Raw genomic sequence first — 22,483 nt, 5'->3', positions numbered from 1 at the left:
CTCGGGAACAATCGATGCAGGGCGTTCTGCAACAGCGTGGTGTCGAGCTCGCGCCCGTACATCTCGACGAATGCGCAAGGTTCGGTCTGGAGCTCCCTGCGCTGCCGGGGTGGGATCTCGTTCCTGCGCATCTGTTTCCGCACGCCACCGCGGTGCTGTGTTCTCCGGCAGATGCGGTCGACGGGTTCGTTCCCAACGCGGCAGTCTTGACCGGAAAGTTGACGCGGTCACTCGATCCGCAGACCCTGCTGGCATGTGGGTTCGGCGACTCCCGGGCACTTCCGGAATGGATCGACGTCAGCTACGACCGTGACCCGTTCTGCGGTCTACCGTCCGTTTCGATTGCGGGTCGGTACGACTGGGAGGGTCGGACGTTGTTCGCTCGGACCAGGTATGTCGTGGTCCACCACATCGTCGATCAGTACCTCGTCCAATTGACGGTTACCCTGCCCGACCAGATGAGGTCTCGCTTGCTTTGGGCGACAGATGTATTCGTGGACGAGGTTCGTATCGGGCATCGATAGCTCACGCAGGGATCTGTTGTACCACCGCAGCGACGGCCTCTGCCTGGTCTGCGATACGAGGGCCCCATCGACTCGACAGGTCCTCGTCCATCGGGAAGATCCGGCCGTCGCGGACGGCGGTCATCGACCCCCAACCCGGTCGCGACGAGACTAAAGCGGCTGTGACGCCACAGCATTGGGCGTCGGCAAGAAACACCACATCCGGGTTCGACGTGATCACGGCCTCGGCGGCGAGCTGCGGGTAGTCGCCGGCGTCGGAACCGTCGGCGATGCTGGTGAGTCCGAACAGACCGTAGATCTGCCCGACGAAGCTCGCACTCGTCACCGTGTACAACGTGTCGTCGAGTTCGTGGAAGTACGTCAGCGGCGCCTCGCGGGTCGGGACGCTCGCGACGGCTGCATCGATCCGGGCACGAGTCCGGGACACGACGGCATCGCCGTCGGCGTCGTGGCCGGTGGCGTCCGCGACGCGCTCGATCTGCGAGTAGGCATCGTCGATGCTCGTCGCGGCAGGCAGCACCAGCGTCGGAACGCCTGCCTCGGCCAGTGTCGACGTCACGAGGCCCAGGTCGGTGGAGGCGATCACCAGATCGGGGTCGTACGCAACGATCGCTTCGAGGCTCGGGGTGAACGCCGACAACCCTGTCTTCGGAGCGTCGGCGGGGAAGTCCGATTGATCGTCCACGGCCACCACCTGGTCGCCCGCCCCGACGGCGTACAGCGTCTCCGTCGCGGTTGGGCTCAGCGACACGATCTTCTGTGGAGCAGCGTCGATGGTGACCGAGCCGCCGTCCGAGCCGGACGTGATCGTCCTCGGAAACTCGCCACTCGCCGCGGGTGCCGGATCGGCGGCGGGTGGCGCGTCCGTTTCCGTGGTGCTGCATCCCGCCGCTACGAGCGCGACGACCGCGAACCCGGCTGAGATCATTCGTGCCGATCGACGCTGCACTGCCACTCCTGTGTTGTCCGGTGTCTCTTCGGACGCCAACACTATCGGGGAGCGGTCAACGCCCCAGGCTCCGTGCCAAGTACCTACCGGTGTGAGTGTCCGAGGCCACCAGCTCGTCGACCGTCCCGGTGAACGTGATCAGCCCGCCGTTGTGGCCGCCGTCGGGACCTAGATCGATGATGTGATCCGCCGCGGCGACGACGTCGAGGTTGTGTTCGATGACGATCACCGACCTGCCCTCATCGACCATCCCGGACAGCAACGCGATCAAGTTCGACACATCCGACGGGTGCAGACCTGTCGTCGGTTCGTCGAGCACCAGCACCGAAGACGACCCGATCAGCTCGGTGGCGAGTTTGAGACGTTGCCGTTCGCCGCCGGACAGGGACGACAAGTTCTGACCGAGCGAGAGGTAGCCGAGTCCGACGTCCCGGCAGCGGCGCAGAATGTCTCGAATCTTCTTGACCTCGAAGAAGTCCTGCGCATCCCCGACGGACATCTCGAAGATGTCGGCGATGCTGACGCCGTCGACGGTGTGCCGGATTGCCCCGGAGCGAAAGCGCCTGCCCTGGCACGTCTCGCAGGTACTCGTCACGGGATCGGTGAATCCGAGTTCGGTGAAGATGACACCGCTGCCCTGGCAATCGGGGCACGCGCCGTCCGAGTTGGGGGAGAACAGCGACGGCGGTTGCCCGGTCTTCTTGGCGAAGTACGCGCGGATCGGATCGAGCAGACCGGTGTAGGTCGCAGGGGACGAACGGCGTGAGCCCCGGATCGGTGCCTGGTCGATGACAACGGCGTCGGGCGCGGCCTCGCGCAGGTGTCCGTGGATGAGGCTCGACTTTCCGGAACCGGCGACACCGGTGACGGCTGTCAGTACCCCGAGCGGGATGTCGACGCTGACGTCGCGCAGGTTGTGGGTGGTGGCACCGGAGATGCTCAGCCAGCCCGAAGGCGCACGGGGAGTGCGTATCTCGGCGTCATCACGCCGGAGCGCGGCGCCGGTCCTGGTGTCGGCTCGGCGGAGCTCATCGAAGGTTCCCTCGAACACCACTGTGCCACCAGACTTTCCGGCGCCCGGTCCGATCTCGACGATCCGGTCGGCGATGGCCATCACTTCGGGGTCGTGTTCGACGACGAGGACGGTGTTGCCCTTGTCGCGCAGCGCGAGCAGCATGTCGTTCAGACGGTGGACGTCGCGAGGATGCAAACCGGTCGTCGGTTCGTCGAAGACATAGAGCATGTCGTTCAGCGTGGCTCCGAGGTGACGAACCATCTTGATGCGCTGGGATTCACCACCCGAGAGCGAGGACGTCGCACGGTCCAGGCTCAGGTAGCCCAGGCCGAGATCGACGAGTCTGGTCAACTGCGTGACGATTTCGGCGGTGACGGAGTGCAGGCCCTTGATGTCCCATTGTTCGATACGGTCGGCGAGTTCGGAAACCTGCATGGCGAACGCGTCGGGCAGGGACAGTCCTTCGAGAGTGGCACCGCGGATGGTGTCGTTGTAGCGGGAACCGCCGCAGGCCTCGCAGACGCCGCGCGTGACGATGCGCTCGAACGCGGCTTTCGCCTTGCCCTTGAGCGCTTCTGCGTCCTTGGCGAGGTAGCTTCGCCGGAACCTCGACACGATGCCCTCGTAGCTCTTCATGACGGCGTCGGGATTGGTCACCTCGACCTCGCCGGGCTTGGCGTCGAAGAAGAGGTGACGCTCGCGCGCCGAGTACTGCTCGATCGGGACGTCGAGATCGAACAGGCCCGAGTCGGCGAACACCCGGTACGGCCATTTGCCGACCTCGAAGTCGGGATGCTTTAACGGGCCCTCCCGCAACGACTTCGACTCGTCCACCAGTTCGCCGAGGTCGACCACCTTCGCCTCGCCGAGTCCCTCGCATTCGAGACACATCCCGGCGGGGTCGTTGAACGAGAAGGCGTTGGCGTAGCCGATGTTCGGCGTGACGGCGCGGGACCACAGCATGCGCAGCCAGTCACCGATGTCGGTGATGGTGCCGACCGTCGACCTCGGACCACCGAACAGTCGCTTCTGATCGACGATGACGACGGCCGACAGGTTCGCGATCAGATCTGCATCCGGTCGGCCGTAGGACGGTAGGAACGTCTGCGCGAACGCGGTGAACGTGGAGTTGATCTGCCGCTGGGCCTCGGCAGCGATGGTGTCGAACACCAGTGACGACTTGCCCGACCCGGAGACGCCGGCGAACACGACCAGCGAGCGTTTCGGCAGATCCAGGTCGACGTCGCGCAGATTGTTCTCCCGGGCTCCACGCACGACGATCGTGGACAGTTCTCGTTCGGGTGTCGTTCGTTCGTCGGCAATCATCGGCTGGACTGCGTTCATCGCTTTGGCCACCTTTCGCTGCCCCGACGGTGGTTCGCCCTGGGCCGACGCAGTCTACCGTACAGCGTACGGAAACGATGTGAGACGCTTCCGAAGTAACAGACTCCTTGGTCTGGCGATGTCATATGGGCATCGACCGACGGTGAGCGTCGGTCCTACCGAGAGGCTTTCATGTCGAGCAATACCCGGTTCACCGTGCGATCGGCCATCGTGCTTGCGATGTCCGCTGTAGCCCTTGCGGGCTGCGGTTCGGATAGCCCGAGTGAGTCCGATGTCCGAACCGAGGTCCGTACGGTCACGGTCGAGGCGACCGCAGCCGCGCCGACCTCGGCCGTCAGAACCGACGACCCGAATGCCGCCGCGTCCGAGCCCGTCGTATCCGAATCGACCGCGCCGGCGCCGGCCCTCGTCGCAATGCCTCCGGTTGTGTGTATGAATCTGCAGTCTGCGCAGAACGCGATCCAGGCGGCCGGTGTCTTCTACTCCCGCAGCGCTGACGCGTCGGGGGAGGGCCGGATGCAGGTCAACGATTCGAACTGGATTGTCGTCGAACAAGATCCGACTCCCGGTGTCCTCATCGGCGAGGGCGAAGCCGTGTTGTCGGTGGTCAAGATCGGAGAACCGAACAACTGTTGACGGGTCAGCTCGGCAGGCGGTGTCGAGCTTCGGACTCGGCCTCGCTGCCGGGGGTGCTGTAGGCGAGGTGCCCGCCGACGAGTCCGCCGAGTCCTGCGGCTGCGAGGCCGGCCGCCGCCAGAGCTTTGGCGACTCCGTCGGTCTGCTTCCGGCGACGGAGGTAGGAGCCCAGAAAGAGGAACACCCCGGTTGCGTTCGAGGCTGCGTGGATGATGCCGACCCGACGCTGAACAGTGTTCATCGTCGACCAGTCGGCCCATCCGGTCGCTATCGCCGGCGGCGCGGACGCGAGACCCAGCGCGACGACAATTTTGGCCGCCCTGGACTGGTTCTTGACTAGATCGAGCGCGACGGCGCTGGTCCAGCTGCCGATGGTCACCGTCACCAGCGCGGGGTGGATGGGGTGCCCGATCCACCGGCCGTGCAGCGCTGATCCGACGGCACTGTCCGCTACCGCAGGTGCAAGTACGCCATGGATCGCGTCGCTGGGTCCGTCGAGAAACGAGGCAGTCTCGAGACTGTCGAGTGCTTGTTTGATTGTCATGCAACACCGAATGCCCCGTGATCGGCGAGCGAACCATCGACGTCGAAGTCGAGGCAAGAAGCTTGGACGTCCTATAACGTCGTTGTCATGACGAACGGCACCCGAGTCAGCACCGTCGACGGCGTTCTGCGCAGGTCGGCGGCGAAATTTCCCGACCGTACGGCCGTGACATTCGAAGGCCGCAGCCATAGCTACCGCGAGCTCGACACTGCCGTGACGCGGGTCGCCCGTCGGCTGGTTGCTATGGGCTTGAACAAGGGGGACCGGGTAGCGGCGTACGGCGTCAACTCCGACGCGTACGTGGTGGCATTTCTTGCCTGTGCGCGAGCAGGATTGGTGCACGTGCCCATCAACTACGCACTCGTGGGCGACGAGCTGCTGTATCTGCTCGATCAGTCGGGCGCACGGGCTGTGCTCGTCGACCCGGAGTTGTCGAACACTCTCGATTCCGTTCGGAGTGGCACCGCCGTCGAGTTCGTGGTGTCGCTTCCGGATCTGCTCGACGCTGCCGGGGATGATTCGGTCTTCGAGCCGGCCGCGGACTCCACGGACCTGGCGCAGTTGCTCTACACCTCCGGCACGACGTCGAAACCGAAGGGCGCGATGATGTCTCACGGCGCGCTCGTTGCCGAGTACGTCTCGTGTGTGATCGCTCTGGGGTTCACCGAAGACGACGACCCGCTGTTGGTGATGCCGATGTACCACTCGGCCGGGATGCACGTGTTCATGCTGCCGTATCTGTCGGTCGGGGCGACCGTGCGACTGATGCGCAAGCCCGACGTCGCGGAGATTCTGCGGCGAATCGAGGACGAGAAGATCAAGTCGTTGTTCCTGGCACCGACGGTGTGGGTTCCGCTCGCCAATCACCCCGACCTCGATTCTCGTGATCTGTCGTCGTTGAAGAAGGCGCAGTACGGGTCGTCGATCATGCCCGTCACGGTGTTGACCCGGCTGCGTGAGCGATACCCGGACATCGAGTTCTACAACTGCTTCGGGCAATCCGAAATCGGTCCGCTGGCAACGGTTCTGCAGCCGTCCGAGCACGAGGCCAGACCGGCGTCGTGTGGTCGTGCGGTGTTCTTCGTCGAGACACGCGTCGTCGACGCGGACGGTAACGATGTGCCGGACGGTGAGCCCGGTGAGATTCTCTACCGCTCGCCTCAATTGTGCGACGGTTACTGGGACAAGCCGGAGGCGACGGCGGAAGCGTTCTCGGGTGGGTGGTTCCATTCGGGTGATCTGGTGACTCGGGACGCCGAGGGGTTCATCACGGTCGTCGACCGAATCAAGGACGTCATCAACACGGGCGGAATTCTGGTTGCTTCTCGTGAGGTCGAGGACGTGATCTACACCCACCCCGCCGTTGCCGAGGTGGCGGTCATCGGGACTCCGGACGACAAGTGGATCGAGGCGGTGACTGCTGTCGTCGTGCTCAAGGACGGAAGTGAGGTGTCGGCGCAGGAGTTGATCGACCACGTGAAGGGCAGGATCGCGCCGTTCAAGGTGCCGAAGACCGTCACTTTCCTGGACGAGTTGCCCCGCAACCAGAGCGGAAAGTTACTCAAGCGCGCGTTGCGCGCCTGAGTTGTTCAGGCTGCTCGCTGTTTTCGTCGGTGGTAGCTGGGGAGGGGCTGCTGTCTGGGGTCGACGGATTCGGGTGGGATGGCGTAGGGGTGTCCGTCGTCGCCCATGATGAGCTGCCAGTCGCCGTGGTGGACGAGGCGGTGGCATTCTCCGCAGACCAGCGCGAGGTTGTCGAGGTCGGTGGGGCCGCCGTGTTCCCAGAATTTGATGTGGTGGGCTTGGCACCACTGGGCTGGGCGGCCGCACATGACGCAGCAGGTGTCGCGGATGGCCAGGGCGATGCGTTGGTCGTCGCTGGCGAGTCGTGTGGTTCGTCCGAGCGCGAGTGGTACGCCGTGGTGGTCGACGATGACCGGGGTCAGGTCGGCGTCGCAGGTGACGAGTTCGGCGAGGAAGCGGCTGATGGGGCCGGTCCAGTCGAGGTGGAACGGCCAGTCCGCGTCGCCCGGCTCGGGCGCAGACTTCTGCCCGCCGTTACTGTCACCGCCACGGCCGGCCGCGGTGGCGTCGCGAGAACCAGCGTCGCCCGGGTCGGACGCAGACTTCTGCCCGGCACCACCACATCCGGATGTCGCATCGCCGCGAGCAGCGATATCCCTCGGGCCACTCCATCCGGACGCGAGCCGTTGCTGTCGCCGCCGTTCGAGGAGCTCCCCGCGACCGAACCCGTGTCGACCGAATCCGTTGCAGTGCTACCCGTTTGCTTGTTGCCACCGTGAGCGAGCAAGTCCCGCAGGGCAACGATCAGGTGCACCGACGCCCGCGACCCGCCCGCCGACCCACGAGTGCTGCCGCGGAGGTGTCGGTCGAGGATCTGATCGAGCGCATCGGCCCGGCGCTTCGACGCACTCCGCGGGTCGCGCTCCCCGCCGGGCCCCGGCCGAGGTGCCGTCAACGGCGACAGAGCGGTGAGAAGCTTCTCGGCGAGCAACCGGTCCATGTCGCCACCGAACTGAAAGCGGCCGTTGGCGAGAGGGTGCAGGTCGAATCGGTTCAGTGCCGAGTTCTCCGACACCGGTCGCGGTGCAGGCGGCAGCGGAACAGGCTTGGGCGCAGGCGGTTCCGGATCCGGTGTCGGGTCGCCGTGTCGGTCGGAGGACGTGGCGGTGTCGGCGGCGCGACGCTCCTGTTCCCGCTGTTCCTGCTCTCGGCGTTGTTTCTCGGCTTTCGCGTGTCGTGCCCGGGCGTCGTCCGCGGCCGCATGCGCCAAAGCGTGCGCGCGGGAGGTCACTTGGCCGGCGGTGTTGCGCATCGCGGTGTCGAGCAATTCGTCGACAATTCCGTCGCGGCGTACCTGATCCAACGTCGGGTCGGCCACCAGGACGACGTCGTATCCCTCGGCGATGGCGGCGGCGTGCGCGGCATGGATGCGGCCATCAGCGAGGGCGTCGAGCACGGTGGGGTGATCGAACAGCCAGTAGCCCAGTGCGTTCTGGCGGGCGGCGGATCCGTCCGTGATGCGCACCGACTTCGCGTACCAGCGGGTGACGGACGAGTGCCCGAGTTTCATCGCCAAGCCGCGGCGGTCGATCTCGGCGAGCAACGTCAATCTCTTTGCTGCGAGAGCGTTTTCGAGTGAAGCCACGTCAGCAAGCTCGGAGACCAACTCCTGGTCTCCGAGCCCGAACACATCCCCCCATGTCTTCACACCACGAAAGCTATACCCACCCACCGACAGGTTTCCGTCAACGCTTCCAACGGATCCGGATCGGTCCTTTTGCGGTCGAGGGATCTATGACCGACCCCTTCTGTGTGATCTCGACTTCGCCGGCGTCGACCATACGTCGGGCCGCGCGGCGAACGGGCTCCATCAAGTCGCGCCAGGCGTCGTCGGACAGGGCTCGTGCGACGTCCGAGGGGCAGATCGTCGCGTCGCGTGATCGGGCGTCGAGCAAGGATCGGATTTTGTCTTCGAGTTCCTTGTCGGTTGCACTCACTTTGCGCCGCCGGCAGGTGTCGCTGCAGTACTTGACGTCATCCCAGTTCTTCTCCCATTTCTTGCGCCACTCGATCCGCCGACCGCACGACGCGCACACCTTGTCTGCGGGGTGCGCGGCGGAGGTACGACGGGAGTGGGCCACAGATCGACAGTAACCTCGTTGCCCAGGGCTCCGCCGCTCTCGGAGCGAAACTATCCTCATCTCATGGCGATTCGAGCGATCCTGGTTGCCGGTGATCCCCGGCTGACAACTCCGGCAACTCGCGTGACGGTGTTCGACGACGAGCTCGCAGCGCTGGTCGAGGACATGTTCGAGACCAATACGGCTGCACCCGGTGCGGGTCTGGCGGCTAACCAAATCGGCGACCCACGTTCGGTCTTCGTCTACGACCTGCGGGACGGTGGGGTCCGTCACCGCGGACACGTGATCAACCCGGTGCTCGAGACCTCTGGAATTCCGGAGACGATGCCCGACCCGGAAGACACCGAGGGATGTCTGTCCGTGCCGGGGGAGCTGTTTCCGACCGGGCGTGCCCACTGGGCTCGTGTGACAGGTGTCGATGTGGAGAACAACCCGGTGACGGTGGAAGGCACGGGTTATCTGGCGCGGTATTTGCAGCACGAGTCCGACCATCTGGCCGGGCTCCTCTACCTCGACCGCCTGCTCGGCCGCCATCGACGTGCGGCGAAGAAGATGATCAAGGAGAGGGGGTGGGTCGGGCCGGGCAACAGTTGGTTGCCCGGGGCCGACGCGCATCCGCTCGGGCTGTAATCGCGGCTGCGCCTTATCCGACGGTTAGAACGGGTTGTACACGTAGAGCATCCGGTAATCCCATTCCGACGATCCGGCCGGAATGCGGATGTCGGTGAGCGCGTGGCCGTTCTGAGTGCACCAGGTGCGGGCATGGAACGAGGAACAGTCGATTTGTCGTGTGGTCCCGAACGGGCTGATGATCAGCGACTTCTCGCTCGCGCTGCCGTAGGCCGCGGGGTCGAATGCGTTGACGAAGCTCGATGTGGAGTCCTTGGGGCCGAACGGGTTGTCGTCGGGCGCAGCGGATGCCGTCGGTGCGGCGAGCACCGCCACGCCGATCGTCAGTGCAGCGCCGGCGAGGATCTTCTTCAGCATGGTGACTCCGTTCGTTTCGAGCACGAATACCCGGTGCTCGGTGATCGGCAGCAACGGACCGCGCGTTACGGGTCGCCTTCGGGTTCGAGCCCGGCACACTGGAGCGATGACTCGAATGGAAGCTCCCGCCGTCGCCCAACTACTCGGTCGGCGTCTCGCCGTGTGGGGCGGTGTGAGTGTGCTTGCCGGAACGGTGTTGGCGGTGCGCGGCTCGTCTCCTGCCCGTCGTGCATTCGGCCAGCAGACCGCGGGTTGGGGTGCGATCGATGTGGCGATCGCCGGGTCGGGAGCGCTCAACTCCTCGGTCCCGACGTCGAAGAGTTTGAGCAAGTTGCTGTGGATCAATGCCGGGCTCGACGTGCTCTACGTCGCGGCCGGTGCTCACATCGCCGTCCGGAAGCCCAGCTTCGGCCGCCGAATCACCGCTGACCAGGCGATCGGTCACGGAACCGCGGTCGTCGTGCAGGGAGCGGCTCTGCTCTTGCTCGACACCGCGCATGCCCGCCTGATCGCGCAGTAATCACATAGGTGTCATTCCCATAGCGTTCGATTTGTCAAGCATCGACACGAACTAATTGTTGCGACCTAAGTGTATTTGCGTAACACTCGTCCCAACAGTCACATTCGTATCGTGCTTCACAAGGGGAACGGTGGGTTCGTTCATGCGCTTACGTAGTCGGCATATTGCTGTCGGGGCTGTCCTGGCACTGGCAGTGAGCGGGCTGAGCGCATTGACTGCGCCGACCGTCTCTGCAGAACCGTGCGGCGGCCTGGGTGGGCCGGGCTCCTCACCGCTGTTCGGTTCGTCGGGCAGCGCGGGAATGTCGGGCAAGAACCCGCAGGGACCGCAGGGTCCTCTGCCGCGCATCACCGGGAACACCCAGAGCATCGCCTGGGTCACCGGTCCGCAGAGCGTGAACGACACCTACGACAACCTGGCGATGTCCGGAACCGACCTCGGTATCACCTGGGACAACGGTGCGGGCCAGATCTTGATGGCGTTCGGCGACACGTTCGGTGATTGCTCCTCCGGCAATGCCCAGTGGCGCAGCAATGCACTCTTTCGCTCGGACAACGCGTCGACGAACTTGTCGCAGGGCATCACGATCGGTCCGGCCGACCCGGCGAACACCACCTCGGGTGCGGTTGTCAGAGCGAACAATCCGCGTTACGCCGCCGAGATCATCTCGAGCGCGAAGCTACCGAGCGTCGAGGACACGACCATCCCCACGGCGGCTATCGCGATCGGCAACACCCAGTACATCAACTACATGTCGGTGCAGAGCTGGGGCACACCCGGTCGCTGGATCACGAACTACTCGGCGACGGCCAAATCGATCGACAACGGCCAGAATTGGACGACGGATCCCAAGACGATCCGCGTCAACAAGGGTGTCACGATCCCGGGCTTCACCAACGTCCACGAAAGTCAGGGCAAGTTCCAGCAGAGCGCCTATGTTCTGGGACAAGACGGTCAATACCTGTACCAGTTCGGTACTCCCAACGGACGATTCGGCGACGCGTTCGTCTCCCGAGTCGCGCCCGATCAGATCGAGAATCTCGACGCGTACGAGTATTCGACGCAAGATCCCGATCTGGCCAAGCAATGGTCCAAGAACGTCGGCGACACCGTGGCCGTGGTGAAGGGCCCGGTCAGCGAGATGTCGGTGGCGTGGAACGACTACCTCGGCCGGTACGTCATGATGTACGGCAACGAGAACAACCGGACGCTGGTGGCGCGTACAGCGGAAAACCCGGAGGGGCCGTGGAGCGAACCGAGGACGATTCTCGACGCCAACCAGACGGCAGGCGGCATCTACGCGCCGTTCATTCACCCGATGTCGAGCGGAAAAGACCTGTACTTCACGGCTTCTCGGTGGTCCGATTACAACGTCATGCTTCTGAAGACGAACCTCGACGCGTTGAAGTGACGCGTCCGGCGGCGGCGTCGAGGTAGGCGTCGACGTCCATGTCGATCTCTGCGGACAGCAGTCCACGCCGGATCGTCGAGAGATACTTGCTCGACGGTTCGCCGTGCTCCCGCACGATCGAACTCGTCAGTGTGAACGCGGGCAGTCCGTCGATGTCCGGAAGCCGTAGCAGCGCATCGTATTTCCCTCGGTATGCTTTACCTCGGCGGTCGATGTCGAGTGCGGCCCACTCGCCGATGCTCAGTGATTCCACAGCCGAGATATCGACGGAATCGACCACGTTCTCCACCGAGGCGACGTGCGCCAACTGCACACTGTCGATCAGGTATCCGTGTACCAGAGACGGATATGCGGGATCGGTGTTCAGCGACACGAAGGCCGACGCCCCGGTCCACCGTCGGGACACGCCTGCGAAGTACAGGGCGTGATCGATCCACAACCAGCGTTCCGCCTCGACCTCTTCCGACGAGGGTGCCGGTGGATGTGCCCCGAACTCCGAGCCGTCCTCGGAGCCCGTCAGGTAGACGGAGAACCTCTCTCGCAACAGGTTCGAGCCATACGCGACGTACCAGAGGCGGTCGGTCACTCGGCCTCGAACAGCTGCCGGTACGCCTCGGCGAGTAGGTCGGCCGCGAGATCGTTGTTGTGTGCCGCTGCGCCCGTTGAGTTTCCGGACCGCATCAGCCGCGCGTTGAGGCCGTACGCGAGATCGTCGAACGTGTCGTCGTCGATACCGAGGTCGACGTCCACGTCTTCTTCCAGTAACGCGCCGAGGTCGATCGACCACGACCAGACCCGCTCCTCTCGGTACGGTCCCCGTCCGGCACTGACGGTTTCGTTGGAGACCTCGAGCTGCTCGTCGGTCCGGTCGCGCGGAACGTTGGTGTTGATGCGCAGGTCGAGTTCGATCGTGTCGTCGTCGTGCACGATTTCGTCGACTCGCAGGGTCTCGAAGCCGCCGCACGTCAGCGTCAGCAATCGTCGCGGACCGGTGTCGTCCTGTATGTCGGACAGAGCGGTTGTCTGCCAGAGGTATTTCGCGGTGTTGGCTGGGTCGGGGATCGACGAGTTGATGTAGTCGGCCACGATGCTGCGGATGGCGGGGTACGCGATGTGGTCGGACAGTTCCCAGAACTGGCGACGACTGCGTCCCACGGCCGCGTCGAGGAGCGTCGTGCGCTTGGCTCGTTCTTTGGGCAGTGCCGTCTTCACTCCCGGAGCTTCGCCGATCGCGGTGGGCTCGGACGGGCGTTGTCGCAGTGGGTGGAGCTGGGACACGAGATCGGTGAGCTGCTCCAAACGATCTGCGGCACCGGGTGCAACCTCGAGGGCCTCGATGTCGGGCCATATCTCGCGGTCGGCATTCACTCGGGCCGCGAGTGATTCGGAGTAGCCCACGAAGGCCGCGTTGTCTGCGAAATGCAGAACGTAGAGTCCGTTTCTGTAGTCCTTGGCGGCGAAGATCGTGGCGATGGCCCCGGAATCGGTGACGTCGAAGCGTTCGAGAGCGAATCCGTCGGGTGTGGAGTCTGTCGGCATGGCAGTGAATCTACCGACGCGTGCGAGCACCGCCTATTCGTCGAACTACGAATTTCCTTCACCGCGCTATCGTCGTCGAACCGGGGATCGTTGCGTTGCCCTCCGGTCGGCGGCGATCGACCTTACCGCCGGGAACACCTCTCGATGCCCCGCGCCTCAACGACGCCGATCTGCGCAGGCGCAGCGCCAGATTCGGTTCGCTGCGTCGTCGGATCATGCTCGACGCCCCCGCAGCGGTGGCCGGCCCGTTCATCGGGCTGCTGTGGTTGATCGTCGACGGTGGGGGCTTTGCACAATTTCTGGCGGTGAGTCTGTTGGCAGCTGTCACCGCGATCTGGTGGTCGGCGATCGCCGGCAGCGACCCCAGTTGAGTCGCTGAGCAATTCGCGTGACGCGCGTTCGTAACTGCTGAGAAACACCCCTGATCTACGTTCGAGATTCGGACAATTCAGGAGGCAGTATGGCGCAGTCGATGGCAGAGCACGCAGCGGAAACTATCAGCAAAGGAATCGGCCGACGCGGCTTCATTCGGGCGGTGGCAGCGATGAGCGCAGGGGCTGGTTTGGCAACTACAGCTGCGTGTTCGACGACCTCGACGACCACTGCCGCCGCGAGTTCATCGGCTCCGGCACCGGTCGGCATTCTTCAGCCGGGAGCCGGTGACATCTCCGGCGATCACTACCTGAGCTCGGAGGTCGACAAGGTCCTGTGGGGGTACGTCCCGACGGTCGAGTCCGAATCGGTGCTGCAGATGAAGTCCGGCGAGACGGTGACCATCGACGCGCTCAGCCATGAGGGAATCCTCGAAGACCAGGGCCGCGATCCCGTCGAATTCTTCGGCGGCAAAGGTGTTTCCCAGTCCGATGTTCTTCAGGACGCGATCGACATCGCAGGCGGGTACGACCGAACGGTTCGCAACTTCGACGTCGACGGACCGCACGTGGTGACGGGCCCGGTGTTTGTCGAAGGTGCGCAGCGCGGCGATGTGCTCAAGATCGAAACTCTGGAGGCCGTTCCGCGGGTGCCGTACGGCGTGGTGTCGAGCAGGCACGGCAAGGGCTCTCTGGCAGTTACGGCGTCCGGTGAGGCACCGGCGGGCATCAGCCTGGACGAGGTGATGCCGCCGATCGGAAGCGACGGCAGGAAATCGGGTGACCCGACGCAGTACGGCAACGTGTCCACGTTCACGGCCGTCGAGGACGGGCAGGGCGTGATGAGGTACGGCGATGCGGCCGTGCGCTTTCCGCTGCGTCCGTTCATGGGCATGATGGGCGTGGCGTTCGCCAGCGACCCCGGTCTGACATCCCCGAATGCCAACTCGATTCCCCCGACGCTCGGCGGCGGCAACATCGACGTCGGTCTGCTCGGCGTCGGCTCGACGTTCTACCTTCCCGTGTTCGCGGAGGGCGCGCTGTTCTACGTCGGCGATCCACACATGGCGATGGGTGACGGTGAGGTGGCGCTGACTGCGATGGAGGGGTCTCTTCGCGGCACCTTCCGCCTTACGGTCTGCAAGGCAGGCAGCGGTGACGCGCCGTCCGTCGCGTACTCGTATCCCTTTGCCGAGAACGAGGACTCGTGGATTCCGATCGGCCTATCAGATCCGGACGGGGCCGTCGGCGGCCAGAGTTCGGACCTGAACGCAGCGATGCGTCGGGCTGTGGTCAATGCTCTCGACTTCTTGGAGACCGATCTCGGCATGGATCGAGCGACGGCGTATGCGTACCTCTCCGCTGCCGCGAACTTCACCGTCTCGCAGGTGGTCGACAAGACCGTCGGCGTGCACGGACAGATCTCGAAGGCGCACTTCGACCGGTAGGAGTGCGCCTGCGGGTAAGTGCCTCTGCGGGCACATAATCACGCCACTGCGCGTAGCGCACCTCAGCGGTGCGCGGTAGCGATGAAGTGACGTGTTGCGGCGTCGACGATGTCTGCAGGTGCGATGTCGATTTCGTCGTTCAGCCAGGCGATCACGAGTTCGGCAAGTCCACCGATGAAGAGCAGACCGTTGATCTCCGACTGTGGTTGCGGCCAGGCCTTCTCGCCGTAGAGTTCGCGCGACTGTTCGGCCACCAGATGAGCGAAGCCGCGCAAGGACTTTCGTCGGTATTCGCGGAGGGAGTCGACGGCGAGCGATTCGATCATCGCAACCCGGCCCTTGCGACGGTCCTCGGTCAGGACGCCTACGAACGCGGTCACTGCGTTGTGTACCTTCTCGTCGACGGTCCGGGCGGGGGAGTGCAGTGCATCCAGCGCTGCCGTTCGTATCTCGGCGGACACCGATTCCACGACCTGCTCGAGCAAGTCGTTTCTGCTGCTGAAGTTTTGGTAGAAGTAGCGCTCGGTCAGCTTGGCGTGTGCGCAGATCGCGGTCATGGTCGCACCCTTCGCTCCGGCTGCCGCGAATACCTCGAGGCCGGCGTCGAGCAATCTCGCTCGGCGGTCGGCCGCGCGGTCGTCGGCGCTCATGCCGTTGTAGCGACGCGTCGTGGGAGGCATGGGTAGATCTTGACAGAGACCGCAACTGTGACGCAGACTACATCTCATCTGACATGACGTCATGTCAGATTGACGGAGGTCGACAATGGCACGTGCTCTGGCTGCTCCACCCGCAGATTCAGCTCTCCAACCGGTGTTCGGCGACGGCGGTCTTCCCGTCGTCGGGCACACGCTCGAGTACATTCGAGACCCTCTGAAGCTGCTCGGTAGTCGGTGGGACAAGTACGGCGAGGTCTCGTGGATGACGATGGCCGGGCAGAAGTGGATCACCGTTCTCGGTCCCGATGCGTGTCAGCAAGTGCTGCAGAACGCGGACAAGGCGTTCGCCAACGGTGACGGCTGGTCGCTGTTGATCGGGCCGTTCTTCCACGGCGGGCTGATGCTGCTCGACTCCGAAGAGCATCTACGTCATCGACGAATCATGCAGCAGGCCTTCACTCGGGACCGGCTGACCAAGTCCGTCGCAGCGTTGAATCCAGTTACAGCAACGGGTTTGGACGCGTGGCAGCCGGGCCGCGACTTCCAGGTCTATCCGGCGCTGAAAGCACTGACGCTGGACGTCGCGACGAGCATCTTCATGGGAGGTGCGGAGGGAACGACGGACGCCGACATCGCTGAGCTCGATGCGAGTTTCATCGCCTGCGTGCAGGCTGCCACGTCGATCGTGCGCTACCGCGTTCCGGGCACGCGGTGGAAGCGGGGTCTGGACGGCCGAGCGGTGCTCGACCAGTTCTTCCGCCGCTACCTCCCGGCCCGTCGAGCCACCGAGACCGACGACCTCTTCTCGGTGTTGTGCCACATCGAGGGTGACGACGGAGAGCATTTCTCCGACGACGAAGTGATCGACCACATGATCTTTCTGCTCATGGCTGCGCACGACACGTCGACGATCACGCTGTCGACGATGATGCAGTACCTCGGCCAGCATCCGGAGTGGCAGGACACGTGCCGGGCCGAATGCGAGGCGCTGGGCACCGATGCTCCCTCGTTCGCGCAACTCGACGAGCTGACCAACGTCGATCTGGTGATGAAGGAGTGCTTGCGCCTGGTCTCGCCCACACCGGTAGTGGCCCGCCGCGCCGTGAAGGACACAGAGGTGCAAGGCAAGTTCGTCCCCGCGGGAACGTATGCCTCTGTCGCGCCGCACTTCACGCATCACATGGAGCAGTACTGGCCCAACCCCGAGCAATTCGATCCCGGACGGTTCGCCGCCGATCGCCGCGAGGACAAGGTGCACCGCTATGCGTGGGAGCCGTTCGGCGGCGGCGTCCACAAATGCATCGGCATGTTCTTCGCCGGGGCCGAGATCAAGACGATCATGCATCACCTGTTGCTGCGATTCGACTGGACGGTCGACCCCGATTACGTTGCACCGCTGAACTTCACGTCGCTGCCCTTCCCGGAGGACGGGCAGCCCGTGCAGCTGAGACGGCGTTAGACCGATCCGGCGCGGTCGGTGAGCCAGCCGATGATGTCGGCGGTGACCTCGTCGCGATTGGTCTCGTTCAGAATTTCATGGCGCGCGCCGGGGTAGAGCGTGACGGTCACATCGCTCATGCCGGCCGCGCGGTATCGGGCGGCCAGCGTCTCGATCAACTGGCCGCCGCCGGCGAGTGGGTCGTCCGTTCCCGACGTGATGAGCAGGGGGAGATCGGAGCGAATCTGCTCCAGGTTGTGCGGATCGGCGAGCTTCTCGGCCTCGCCGAACAACGCGGGAACCGTCGACGCCGGAAGATCGAAGCCGCACCGCGGATCTGCCACGTAGGCGTCCACCTCTGCCTCGTCACGCGAGAGCCATTCGTAGCCGGTGCGGTGCTCGAAGGCGGCGTTGAACACGCTCAGGTCACCGGCGGGGGCGTCGGCCATTCCTGCGGCGAGCACGTCGAGTGTCGTCGAGCCCGACAGCACCACGCCCTCGTACAGATCCGATCGCTCGATCAGAACATGCTGGGTAGCAAAGGATCCCATGGAATGAGCGAACAAGAACAGAGGCAGGTCGGGGTAGTCGGTGAGCAGTGATTCGCCCAGTTGCTCGATGTCTGCCCACAGGCCGGCGAATGCGGCGGCACCGAAATCGCCGGGGGTGTCGACGATCGACTGGCCGTGGCCGCGGTGATCCGACGCGACGGCGTGGAAGCCTGCGTCGTTCAGAGCGGCAGCGAAGCGGGCGTAACGACTGCCGTGCTCGGCGAGCCCGTGTGCGATCTGTACGACACCGCGAGCAGGATCGGCGGACGTCGCCCAGGTGTAGGTGCTGATCTCGAGGTCGTCCTGCTTGGATACGAACGACGAAGCGTTGGCCACGAAAATCTCCTTGGTGCGGCGAGAGGGTCGAGACACGAACCTAACTCTCACGCCTCGTACATCGGAGCAAAATGCTCGACGACGGGGAACGGATCGTAGAAGTGATGCAGTAGCGCCTTCCACTGCTGATACTCGTCGGAACCACGAAAGCCGTCGGTGTGGTCTTCGAGTCGTTCCCACTCCACCAACAGCAGGTAGGTGTTCGGTTGCTCGAAGCCCTGCGAGAGGGTCAGATTCACGAACCCCGGCATCGACGCGATGATCGATTTCGCGTCGGCGAACGCGGTTTCGAACTCGTCGGTTCGGTGGGGGATGACATGCAGCAGGGCGTGTTCGACGATCATCCACACAGTATGACCGCAGCAGCGCGATGCTCCCCGGGCAACTGCCCGGGGAGCATCGGCGAGTACGGCTACTTTGCGGAGACTCGGACCAGTTTCTTGTTCACGAATTCGTCCATGCCCCACGGTCCCAGCTCGCGGCCGACGCCGGAGCGCTTCACACCGCCGAACGGCAGGCCGGGCAATGTGGTGCCGTGTTCGTTGACGAAGGCCATGCCCACCTCGAGGCGTTCTGCTACGTCCCGGGCATTGTCGAGGTCTGCGCTCCACACCGACCCGCTCAGTCCGTAGGGGGAGGAGTTCGCCAATTCGATTGCCTCGTCGGCGTTTTGGATCTTGTAGATGACGCCTGCGGGGCCGAACAGTTCCTCGGTGTAGGCCCGCATGTCCGGCGTCACATCCGTCAGTAGGGTCGGCTGCACGTACGCGCCCGGTCCGTCGATCTTCTTACCGCCGGTGAGCAGTGTCGCGCCCTTGGACACCGCGTCGTCGATCTGCTCGATCAACGTGTCGGCAGCGGTCTGCGACGACAGGGGACCGAGGGTGGTGTTGGCATCCAATGGATCGCCGGTTTGCACAGCCTCGAAGGAGGTGACCAGTTTGGCGACGAATTCGTCGTAGACGTCCTCGGCGACGAGTATGCGCTTGGCGGCATTACAGGCCTGGCCTGCGTTGGACAGGCGCGCACGGGTTGCGGATTCGACGGTGGCGTCCATGTCCGCGGAGTCGAGCAGGATGAACACATCCGAACCGCCGAGCTCGAGCACGACCTTCTTGAGGTTGCGCCCGGCCGTCTCGGCGACGGACGTTCCGGCCCGCTCACTTCCGGTGAGCGAGACACCCTGCACGCGGGCGTCGGCGATCATGTCGGCGATCTGCTCGTTGGTCGCGAAGATGTTGATGTACGCGTCTTCGGGCAACCCGGCCTGCCGGAAGATCTCTTCCATCAGCAATGCCGATTGCGGGCAGTTCGGTGCATGCTTGAGCAGAATCGTGTTGCCCACCATCAGGTTCGGGCCGGCGAATCGGGCTACCTGGTAGTACGGGAAGTTCCACGGCATGACGCCGACGAGCGCGCCCACGGGCTTGCGCTGCAGCACACTGATTTCCGCTCCGGGCACGTCGAGTGTCTCGTCCTCGAGCAAGCGTGGGCCGTTGTCGGCGTAGTAACGGTAGATGTTCGAGGACAGTTCGACCTCGCCCTGAGACTCGGTCAGAGGCTTGCCCATCTCGAGCGAGATGGTGCGGGCCAGTTCGTCGGCGCGCTCGACATAAAGGTCGGCGACCTTGTGCAGGATGTCTGCGCGATGCTCGGGTGAGGTCTTGCGCCACGTCTGGAAACCGGCGTGCGCATCCGCGAGGGCGCGCTCGATGCCGGCCGAGTCGAGAGTTTCGAATTCCTTGACGGTTGTGCCGTCGGCTGGATTGACAGTCTTGTAGGTCGTCATGCTCGGTTCAACGGACGGCGGGGCCGATTTTGTTCCTAATCGGGCAAATCGGATGGCCCGACGGTGGTCAGAGGCGGGACGGGACACGGTCTCGAAATCCATTGAGCGCCCTACTGGTCGGTAACTTGGATACGCAGATGGAGTGATACCCCACTGCCCCCCACAGCGGCGAGAACGAAGATTAAAGTTGAGGACGAACGCATCCAAAAGACGACGTCGAAACTGAGGCAAAGGCGAAACATGACAGCGAAGAAGCCGACCATCATCTATACCCTGACCGATGAGGCGCCGATGCTGGCGACTCACGCGTTTCTGCCGGTCATACGTTCTTTCGCCAGCGCGGCCGGCATCGACGTCGACTCCAGTGACATCTCGGTTGCGAACCGCATCCTCGCCGAGTTCCCCGATTACCTCAACGAAGACCAGCGAGTGACCGACAACCTCGCCGAGCTGGGCAAGCTGACGCAGCTGCCCGACACCAACATCATCAAGCTTCCCAACATCAGTGCCTCCGTTCCGCAGTTGCTGACCGCGATCAAGGAACTGCAGGACAAGGGCTACGCGATCCCCGACTTCCCCGGCAACCCGAAGACCGACGAAGAGCGCGAAATCCGCGACCGTTACACCAAGTGCCTCGGCAGTGCGGTCAACCCCGTTCTGCGCGAGGGCAATTCGGATCGCCGCGCGCCCAAGGCCGTCAAGGAATTCGCGCGCAAGCACCCGCACAGCATGGGTGAATGGTCGCCGGCGTCGCGCACCCACGTTGCGCACATGCGCCACGGCGACTTCTACCACGGCGAGAAGTCGATGACCGTCGAGGGCGACCGCGAGGTCAAGATGGAGCTGCTGACCGAGGGCGGCGAGACCATCGTCCTCAAGGAGAAGGTGTCGCTCACCGACGGCGACGTCATCGACAGCATGTTCATGAGCAAGAAGGCGCTCATCGAGTTCTACGAGGAGCAGATGGAGGACGCCTACAAGACGGGCATCATGTTCTCCCTGCACGTCAAGGCCACGATGATGCGGGTCTCGCACCCCATCGTCTTCGGTCACGCCGTCAAGGTCTTCTACAAGGACGCGTTCGCCAAGCACGGCGACCTGTTCGAGGAGCTCGGCGTCAACGTCAACAACGGCCTCTCGGACCTCTACAGCAAGATCGAGGCACTCCCCAGCGCGCAGCGCGAGGAGATCATCGACGACCTGCACAAGTGCCACGAGACTCGTCCGGAGCTGGCGATGGTCGACTCCGCACGCGGAATCTCGAACTTCCATTCGCCCAGCGACGTCATCGTCGACGCGTCGATGCCTGCGATGATCCGCAGCGGCGGCAAGATGTGGGGCGCGGACGGTCGGCCGAAGGACACCAAGGCAGTCAGCCCGGAGTCGACCTTCTTCCGCATCTACCAGGAAATGATCAACTTCTGTAAGACCAACGGACAGTTCGATCCGACGACGATGGGCACCGTTCCCAACGTCGGCCTGATGGCACAGAAGGCCGAGGAGTACGGCTCGCACGACAAGACGTTCGAGGTCCCCGCCGGGGGCGTCGCGAACATCACCGACCTGGCGACGGGCGAGGTTCTGCTGACGCAGGACGTCGAAGAGGGTGACATCTGGCGTCTGTGCATCGTCAAGGATGCGCCGATCCGCGACTGGGTTGCCCTGGCAGTGCGACGCACCCGTGAGTCCGGAATGCCCGTCGTCTTCTGGCTCGACCCGTACCGCCCGCACGAGAACGAGCTGATCGGCAAGGTGCGCAAGTACCTGAAGGATCACGAGACCGAGGGCCTCGACATTCAGATCATGTCGCAGGTTCGGGCGATCCGCTACACGATGGAACGTCTCATCCGCGGGCTCGACACCATCTCCGCGACCGGCAACATCCTGCGTGACTACCTCACCGACCTGTTCCCGATCCTCGAACTCGGCACCAGCGCGAAGATGCTCTCCATCGTTCCGCTGATGGCCGGCGGTGGACTGTACGAGACGGGCGCGGGCGGCTCGGCCCCCAAGCACGTCAAGCAGCTCATCGAGGAGAACCACCTCCGCTGGGATTCGCTGGGTGAATTCCTGGCTCTCGCGGTCAGCCTCGAGGACCTGGGAACCAAGACCGGTGACGTCAAGGCGACCATCCTCGCCAACGCACTCGACTCGGCCACCGGCAAGCTGCTCGAGAACAGCAAGGGCCCGTCGCGCTCGACCGGTGAACTCGACAACCGTGGCAGCCAGTTCTACCTCGCCCTCTACTGGGCACAGGAACTGGCCGAGCAGACCGAGGACACCGAGCTGGCCAAGCACTTCGCCGCACTCGCGAAGACGCTCTCGGAAAACGAAGAGAAGATCGTCGGCGAGCTCAACGCGGTACAGGGCAACCCGGTCGACATCGGTGGTTACTACTACCCGGACCCCGAAGCCACCGCCGCAGTGATGCGTCCGTCCACGACGTTCAACGAGGCACTGGAGTCGGCGAAGCAGTAGTACTTCTGCCTGCTTCACCCCCCTTTGGGATGAATGGCCCATTCACGGGCTCAGACGTTGTGAATGGGCCATTCATTCGTTCGGGGGCAACAACTTTCGGGCTTAGCAGCAGCCGCCAGCCGTCCAGGTCCACAGTTCGCCCCCCCCGGTTGGGATCAATGCGACATTCACGCGTTCAGACGTTGTTGCACAGCTCCCCGGAAGTTGGACTGAGTAATTCAGTTCCGACTACCGGGGAGTTTTGTATGCGTGCACGAAGTTCACTTACCGAGGATCAGC

At 64.0% G+C, this 22,483-nt stretch carries 23 protein-coding genes and 1 pseudogene; 10 read left to right on the top strand and 14 right to left on the bottom strand.

What is annotated here, in order from left to right; translation table 11 throughout:
- Positions 1–14: 14 nt before the first annotated feature.
- Positions 15–524: an LpqN/LpqT family lipoprotein gene (locus tag AB0P23_RS23615; protein ID WP_141215145.1), complete on the top strand. Its 510-nt coding sequence runs from the start codon at positions 15–17 to the stop codon at positions 522–524.
- Position 525: 1 nt separating this feature from the next.
- On the opposite strand, the gene AB0P23_RS23610 is transcribed toward AB0P23_RS23615, so the two are convergent.
- The gene (locus AB0P23_RS23610) at positions 526–1,452 is read right to left on the bottom strand and encodes an ABC transporter substrate-binding protein (RefSeq protein WP_094664550.1); all 927 of its coding nucleotides are present in this window, start codon (positions 1,450–1,452) and stop codon (positions 526–528) included.
- A gap of 76 nt (positions 1,453–1,528) precedes the next feature.
- Complete coding sequence (locus AB0P23_RS23605; protein WP_283551050.1) at positions 1,529–3,832, bottom strand: excinuclease ABC subunit UvrA; 2,304 nt, start codon at positions 3,830–3,832, stop codon at positions 1,529–1,531.
- A gap of 171 nt (positions 3,833–4,003) precedes the next feature.
- Between AB0P23_RS23605 and AB0P23_RS23600 the strand changes: the two genes are divergently transcribed.
- Complete coding sequence (locus tag AB0P23_RS23600; RefSeq protein WP_032375304.1) at positions 4,004–4,468, top strand: hypothetical protein; 465 nt, start codon at positions 4,004–4,006, stop codon at positions 4,466–4,468.
- 4 nt (positions 4,469–4,472) lie between these two features.
- Here the strand turns inward: AB0P23_RS23600 and AB0P23_RS23595 are convergent, their stop codons facing one another.
- Positions 4,473–5,012 carry a DUF2231 domain-containing protein gene (locus tag AB0P23_RS23595; protein ID WP_032375303.1) on the bottom strand — a complete coding sequence of 180 codons (540 nt, stop codon included), beginning with the start codon at positions 5,010–5,012 and terminating at the stop codon, positions 4,473–4,475.
- 87 nt (positions 5,013–5,099) lie between these two features.
- On the opposite strand from AB0P23_RS23595, the gene AB0P23_RS23590 reads away from it, so the two are divergent.
- A complete protein-coding gene (locus tag AB0P23_RS23590; protein WP_283551051.1) occupies positions 5,100–6,596 on the top strand; it encodes an acyl-CoA synthetase in 1,497 nt (498 codons plus the stop codon).
- A gap of 5 nt (positions 6,597–6,601) precedes the next feature.
- Here AB0P23_RS23590 and AB0P23_RS23585 read toward each other — a convergent pair whose 3' ends face one another.
- From AB0P23_RS23585 to AB0P23_RS23570, 4 genes and pseudogenes are all read right to left on the bottom strand, one after another.
- Complete coding sequence (locus AB0P23_RS23585) at positions 6,602–6,844, bottom strand: HNH endonuclease signature motif containing protein (protein ID WP_283551052.1); 243 nt, start codon at positions 6,842–6,844, stop codon at positions 6,602–6,604.
- Positions 6,845–6,954: 110 nt separating this feature from the next.
- Positions 6,955–8,244 carry a DUF222 domain-containing protein gene (locus AB0P23_RS23580; protein ID WP_363799570.1) on the bottom strand — a complete coding sequence of 430 codons (1,290 nt, stop codon included), beginning with the start codon at positions 8,242–8,244 and terminating at the stop codon, positions 6,955–6,957.
- A gap of 37 nt (positions 8,245–8,281) precedes the next feature.
- On the bottom strand, positions 8,282–8,533 hold the full coding sequence (locus AB0P23_RS23575; RefSeq protein WP_228139420.1) for a DUF3253 domain-containing protein: 252 nt from the start codon (positions 8,531–8,533) through the stop codon (positions 8,282–8,284).
- A 15-nt stretch (positions 8,534–8,548) separates the two neighbouring features.
- Positions 8,549–8,737, bottom strand: a pseudogene (locus AB0P23_RS23570) (DUF2256 domain-containing protein); the annotation flags it as partial.
- Between the two features lie 3 nt (positions 8,738–8,740).
- On the opposite strand from AB0P23_RS23570, the gene AB0P23_RS23565 reads away from it, so the two are divergent.
- A complete protein-coding gene (locus AB0P23_RS23565) occupies positions 8,741–9,307 on the top strand; it encodes a peptide deformylase (protein WP_363799568.1) in 567 nt (188 codons plus the stop codon).
- 24 nt (positions 9,308–9,331) lie between these two features.
- Here the strand turns inward: AB0P23_RS23565 and AB0P23_RS23560 are convergent, their stop codons facing one another.
- The gene (locus AB0P23_RS23560; protein WP_032375357.1) at positions 9,332–9,664 is read right to left on the bottom strand and encodes a hypothetical protein; all 333 of its coding nucleotides are present in this window, start codon (positions 9,662–9,664) and stop codon (positions 9,332–9,334) included.
- 106 nt (positions 9,665–9,770) lie between these two features.
- Here AB0P23_RS23560 and AB0P23_RS23555 point away from each other — a divergent pair, with 106 nt between their 5' ends.
- Together AB0P23_RS23555 and AB0P23_RS23550 are read left to right on the top strand one after the other, a co-directional pair.
- Positions 9,771–10,184: a hypothetical protein gene (locus AB0P23_RS23555; protein ID WP_205914314.1), complete on the top strand. Its 414-nt coding sequence runs from the start codon at positions 9,771–9,773 to the stop codon at positions 10,182–10,184.
- Positions 10,185–10,326: 142 nt separating this feature from the next.
- Complete coding sequence (locus tag AB0P23_RS23550) at positions 10,327–11,595, top strand: DUF4185 domain-containing protein (RefSeq protein ID WP_032375356.1); 1,269 nt, start codon at positions 10,327–10,329, stop codon at positions 11,593–11,595.
- Here AB0P23_RS23550 and AB0P23_RS23545 read toward each other — a convergent pair.
- Together AB0P23_RS23545 and AB0P23_RS23540 are read right to left on the bottom strand one after the other, a co-directional pair.
- Complete coding sequence (locus AB0P23_RS23545) at positions 11,558–12,181, bottom strand: hypothetical protein (RefSeq protein ID WP_032375297.1); 624 nt, start codon at positions 12,179–12,181, stop codon at positions 11,558–11,560. The genes AB0P23_RS23550 and AB0P23_RS23545 overlap by 38 nt on opposite strands.
- Entirely contained in the window at positions 12,178–13,134 is a 957-nt protein-coding gene (locus tag AB0P23_RS23540; protein WP_230595408.1) for a hypothetical protein, read from the bottom strand. The genes AB0P23_RS23545 and AB0P23_RS23540 overlap by 4 nt, the downstream gene beginning before the upstream one ends.
- A 95-nt stretch (positions 13,135–13,229) precedes the next feature.
- Between AB0P23_RS23540 and AB0P23_RS23535 the strand changes: the two genes are divergently transcribed.
- Together AB0P23_RS23535 and AB0P23_RS23530 are read left to right on the top strand one after the other, a co-directional pair.
- Positions 13,230–13,505, top strand: coding sequence for a hypothetical protein (locus AB0P23_RS23535; RefSeq protein WP_052063165.1), 276 nt, complete (start codon positions 13,230–13,232; stop codon positions 13,503–13,505).
- Between the two features lie 89 nt (positions 13,506–13,594).
- On the top strand, positions 13,595–14,953 hold the full coding sequence (locus AB0P23_RS23530) for an acetamidase/formamidase family protein (RefSeq protein ID WP_283551054.1): 1,359 nt from the start codon (positions 13,595–13,597) through the stop codon (positions 14,951–14,953).
- A 62-nt stretch (positions 14,954–15,015) separates the two neighbouring features.
- Here AB0P23_RS23530 and AB0P23_RS23525 read toward each other — a convergent pair whose 3' ends face one another.
- Positions 15,016–15,633 carry a TetR/AcrR family transcriptional regulator gene (locus AB0P23_RS23525; protein WP_283551055.1) on the bottom strand — a complete coding sequence of 206 codons (618 nt, stop codon included), beginning with the start codon at positions 15,631–15,633 and terminating at the stop codon, positions 15,016–15,018.
- 85 nt (positions 15,634–15,718) lie between these two features.
- Between AB0P23_RS23525 and AB0P23_RS23520 the strand changes: the two genes are divergently transcribed.
- Positions 15,719–17,071 carry a cytochrome P450 gene (locus AB0P23_RS23520; RefSeq protein ID WP_283551056.1) on the top strand — a complete coding sequence of 451 codons (1,353 nt, stop codon included), beginning with the start codon at positions 15,719–15,721 and terminating at the stop codon, positions 17,069–17,071.
- Here AB0P23_RS23520 and AB0P23_RS23515 read toward each other — a convergent pair.
- From AB0P23_RS23515 to AB0P23_RS23505, 3 genes are all read right to left on the bottom strand, one after another.
- Positions 17,068–17,937: an alpha/beta hydrolase gene (locus AB0P23_RS23515; RefSeq protein ID WP_283551057.1), complete on the bottom strand. Its 870-nt coding sequence runs from the start codon at positions 17,935–17,937 to the stop codon at positions 17,068–17,070. The genes AB0P23_RS23520 and AB0P23_RS23515 overlap by 4 nt on opposite strands.
- 47 nt (positions 17,938–17,984) lie before the next feature.
- Entirely contained in the window at positions 17,985–18,281 is a 297-nt protein-coding gene (locus AB0P23_RS23510) for an antibiotic biosynthesis monooxygenase (protein ID WP_283551058.1), read from the bottom strand.
- A 68-nt stretch (positions 18,282–18,349) separates the two neighbouring features.
- A complete protein-coding gene (locus AB0P23_RS23505) occupies positions 18,350–19,726 on the bottom strand; it encodes an NAD-dependent succinate-semialdehyde dehydrogenase (RefSeq protein WP_283551059.1) in 1,377 nt (458 codons plus the stop codon).
- 240 nt (positions 19,727–19,966) lie between these two features.
- On the opposite strand from AB0P23_RS23505, the gene AB0P23_RS23500 reads away from it, so the two are divergent.
- Positions 19,967–22,204, top strand: a complete 2,238-nt coding sequence (locus AB0P23_RS23500) for an NADP-dependent isocitrate dehydrogenase (protein WP_283551060.1) — start codon at positions 19,967–19,969, stop codon at positions 22,202–22,204.
- Positions 22,205–22,483 lie beyond the last annotated feature (279 nt).

This window comes from Rhodococcus sp. NPDC077669, assembly GCF_040686915.1.
Lineage (GTDB): Bacteria > Actinomycetota > Actinomycetes > Mycobacteriales > Mycobacteriaceae > Rhodococcoides > Rhodococcoides fascians.
This window is presented reverse-complemented; position numbering and strand designations above follow the sequence as displayed.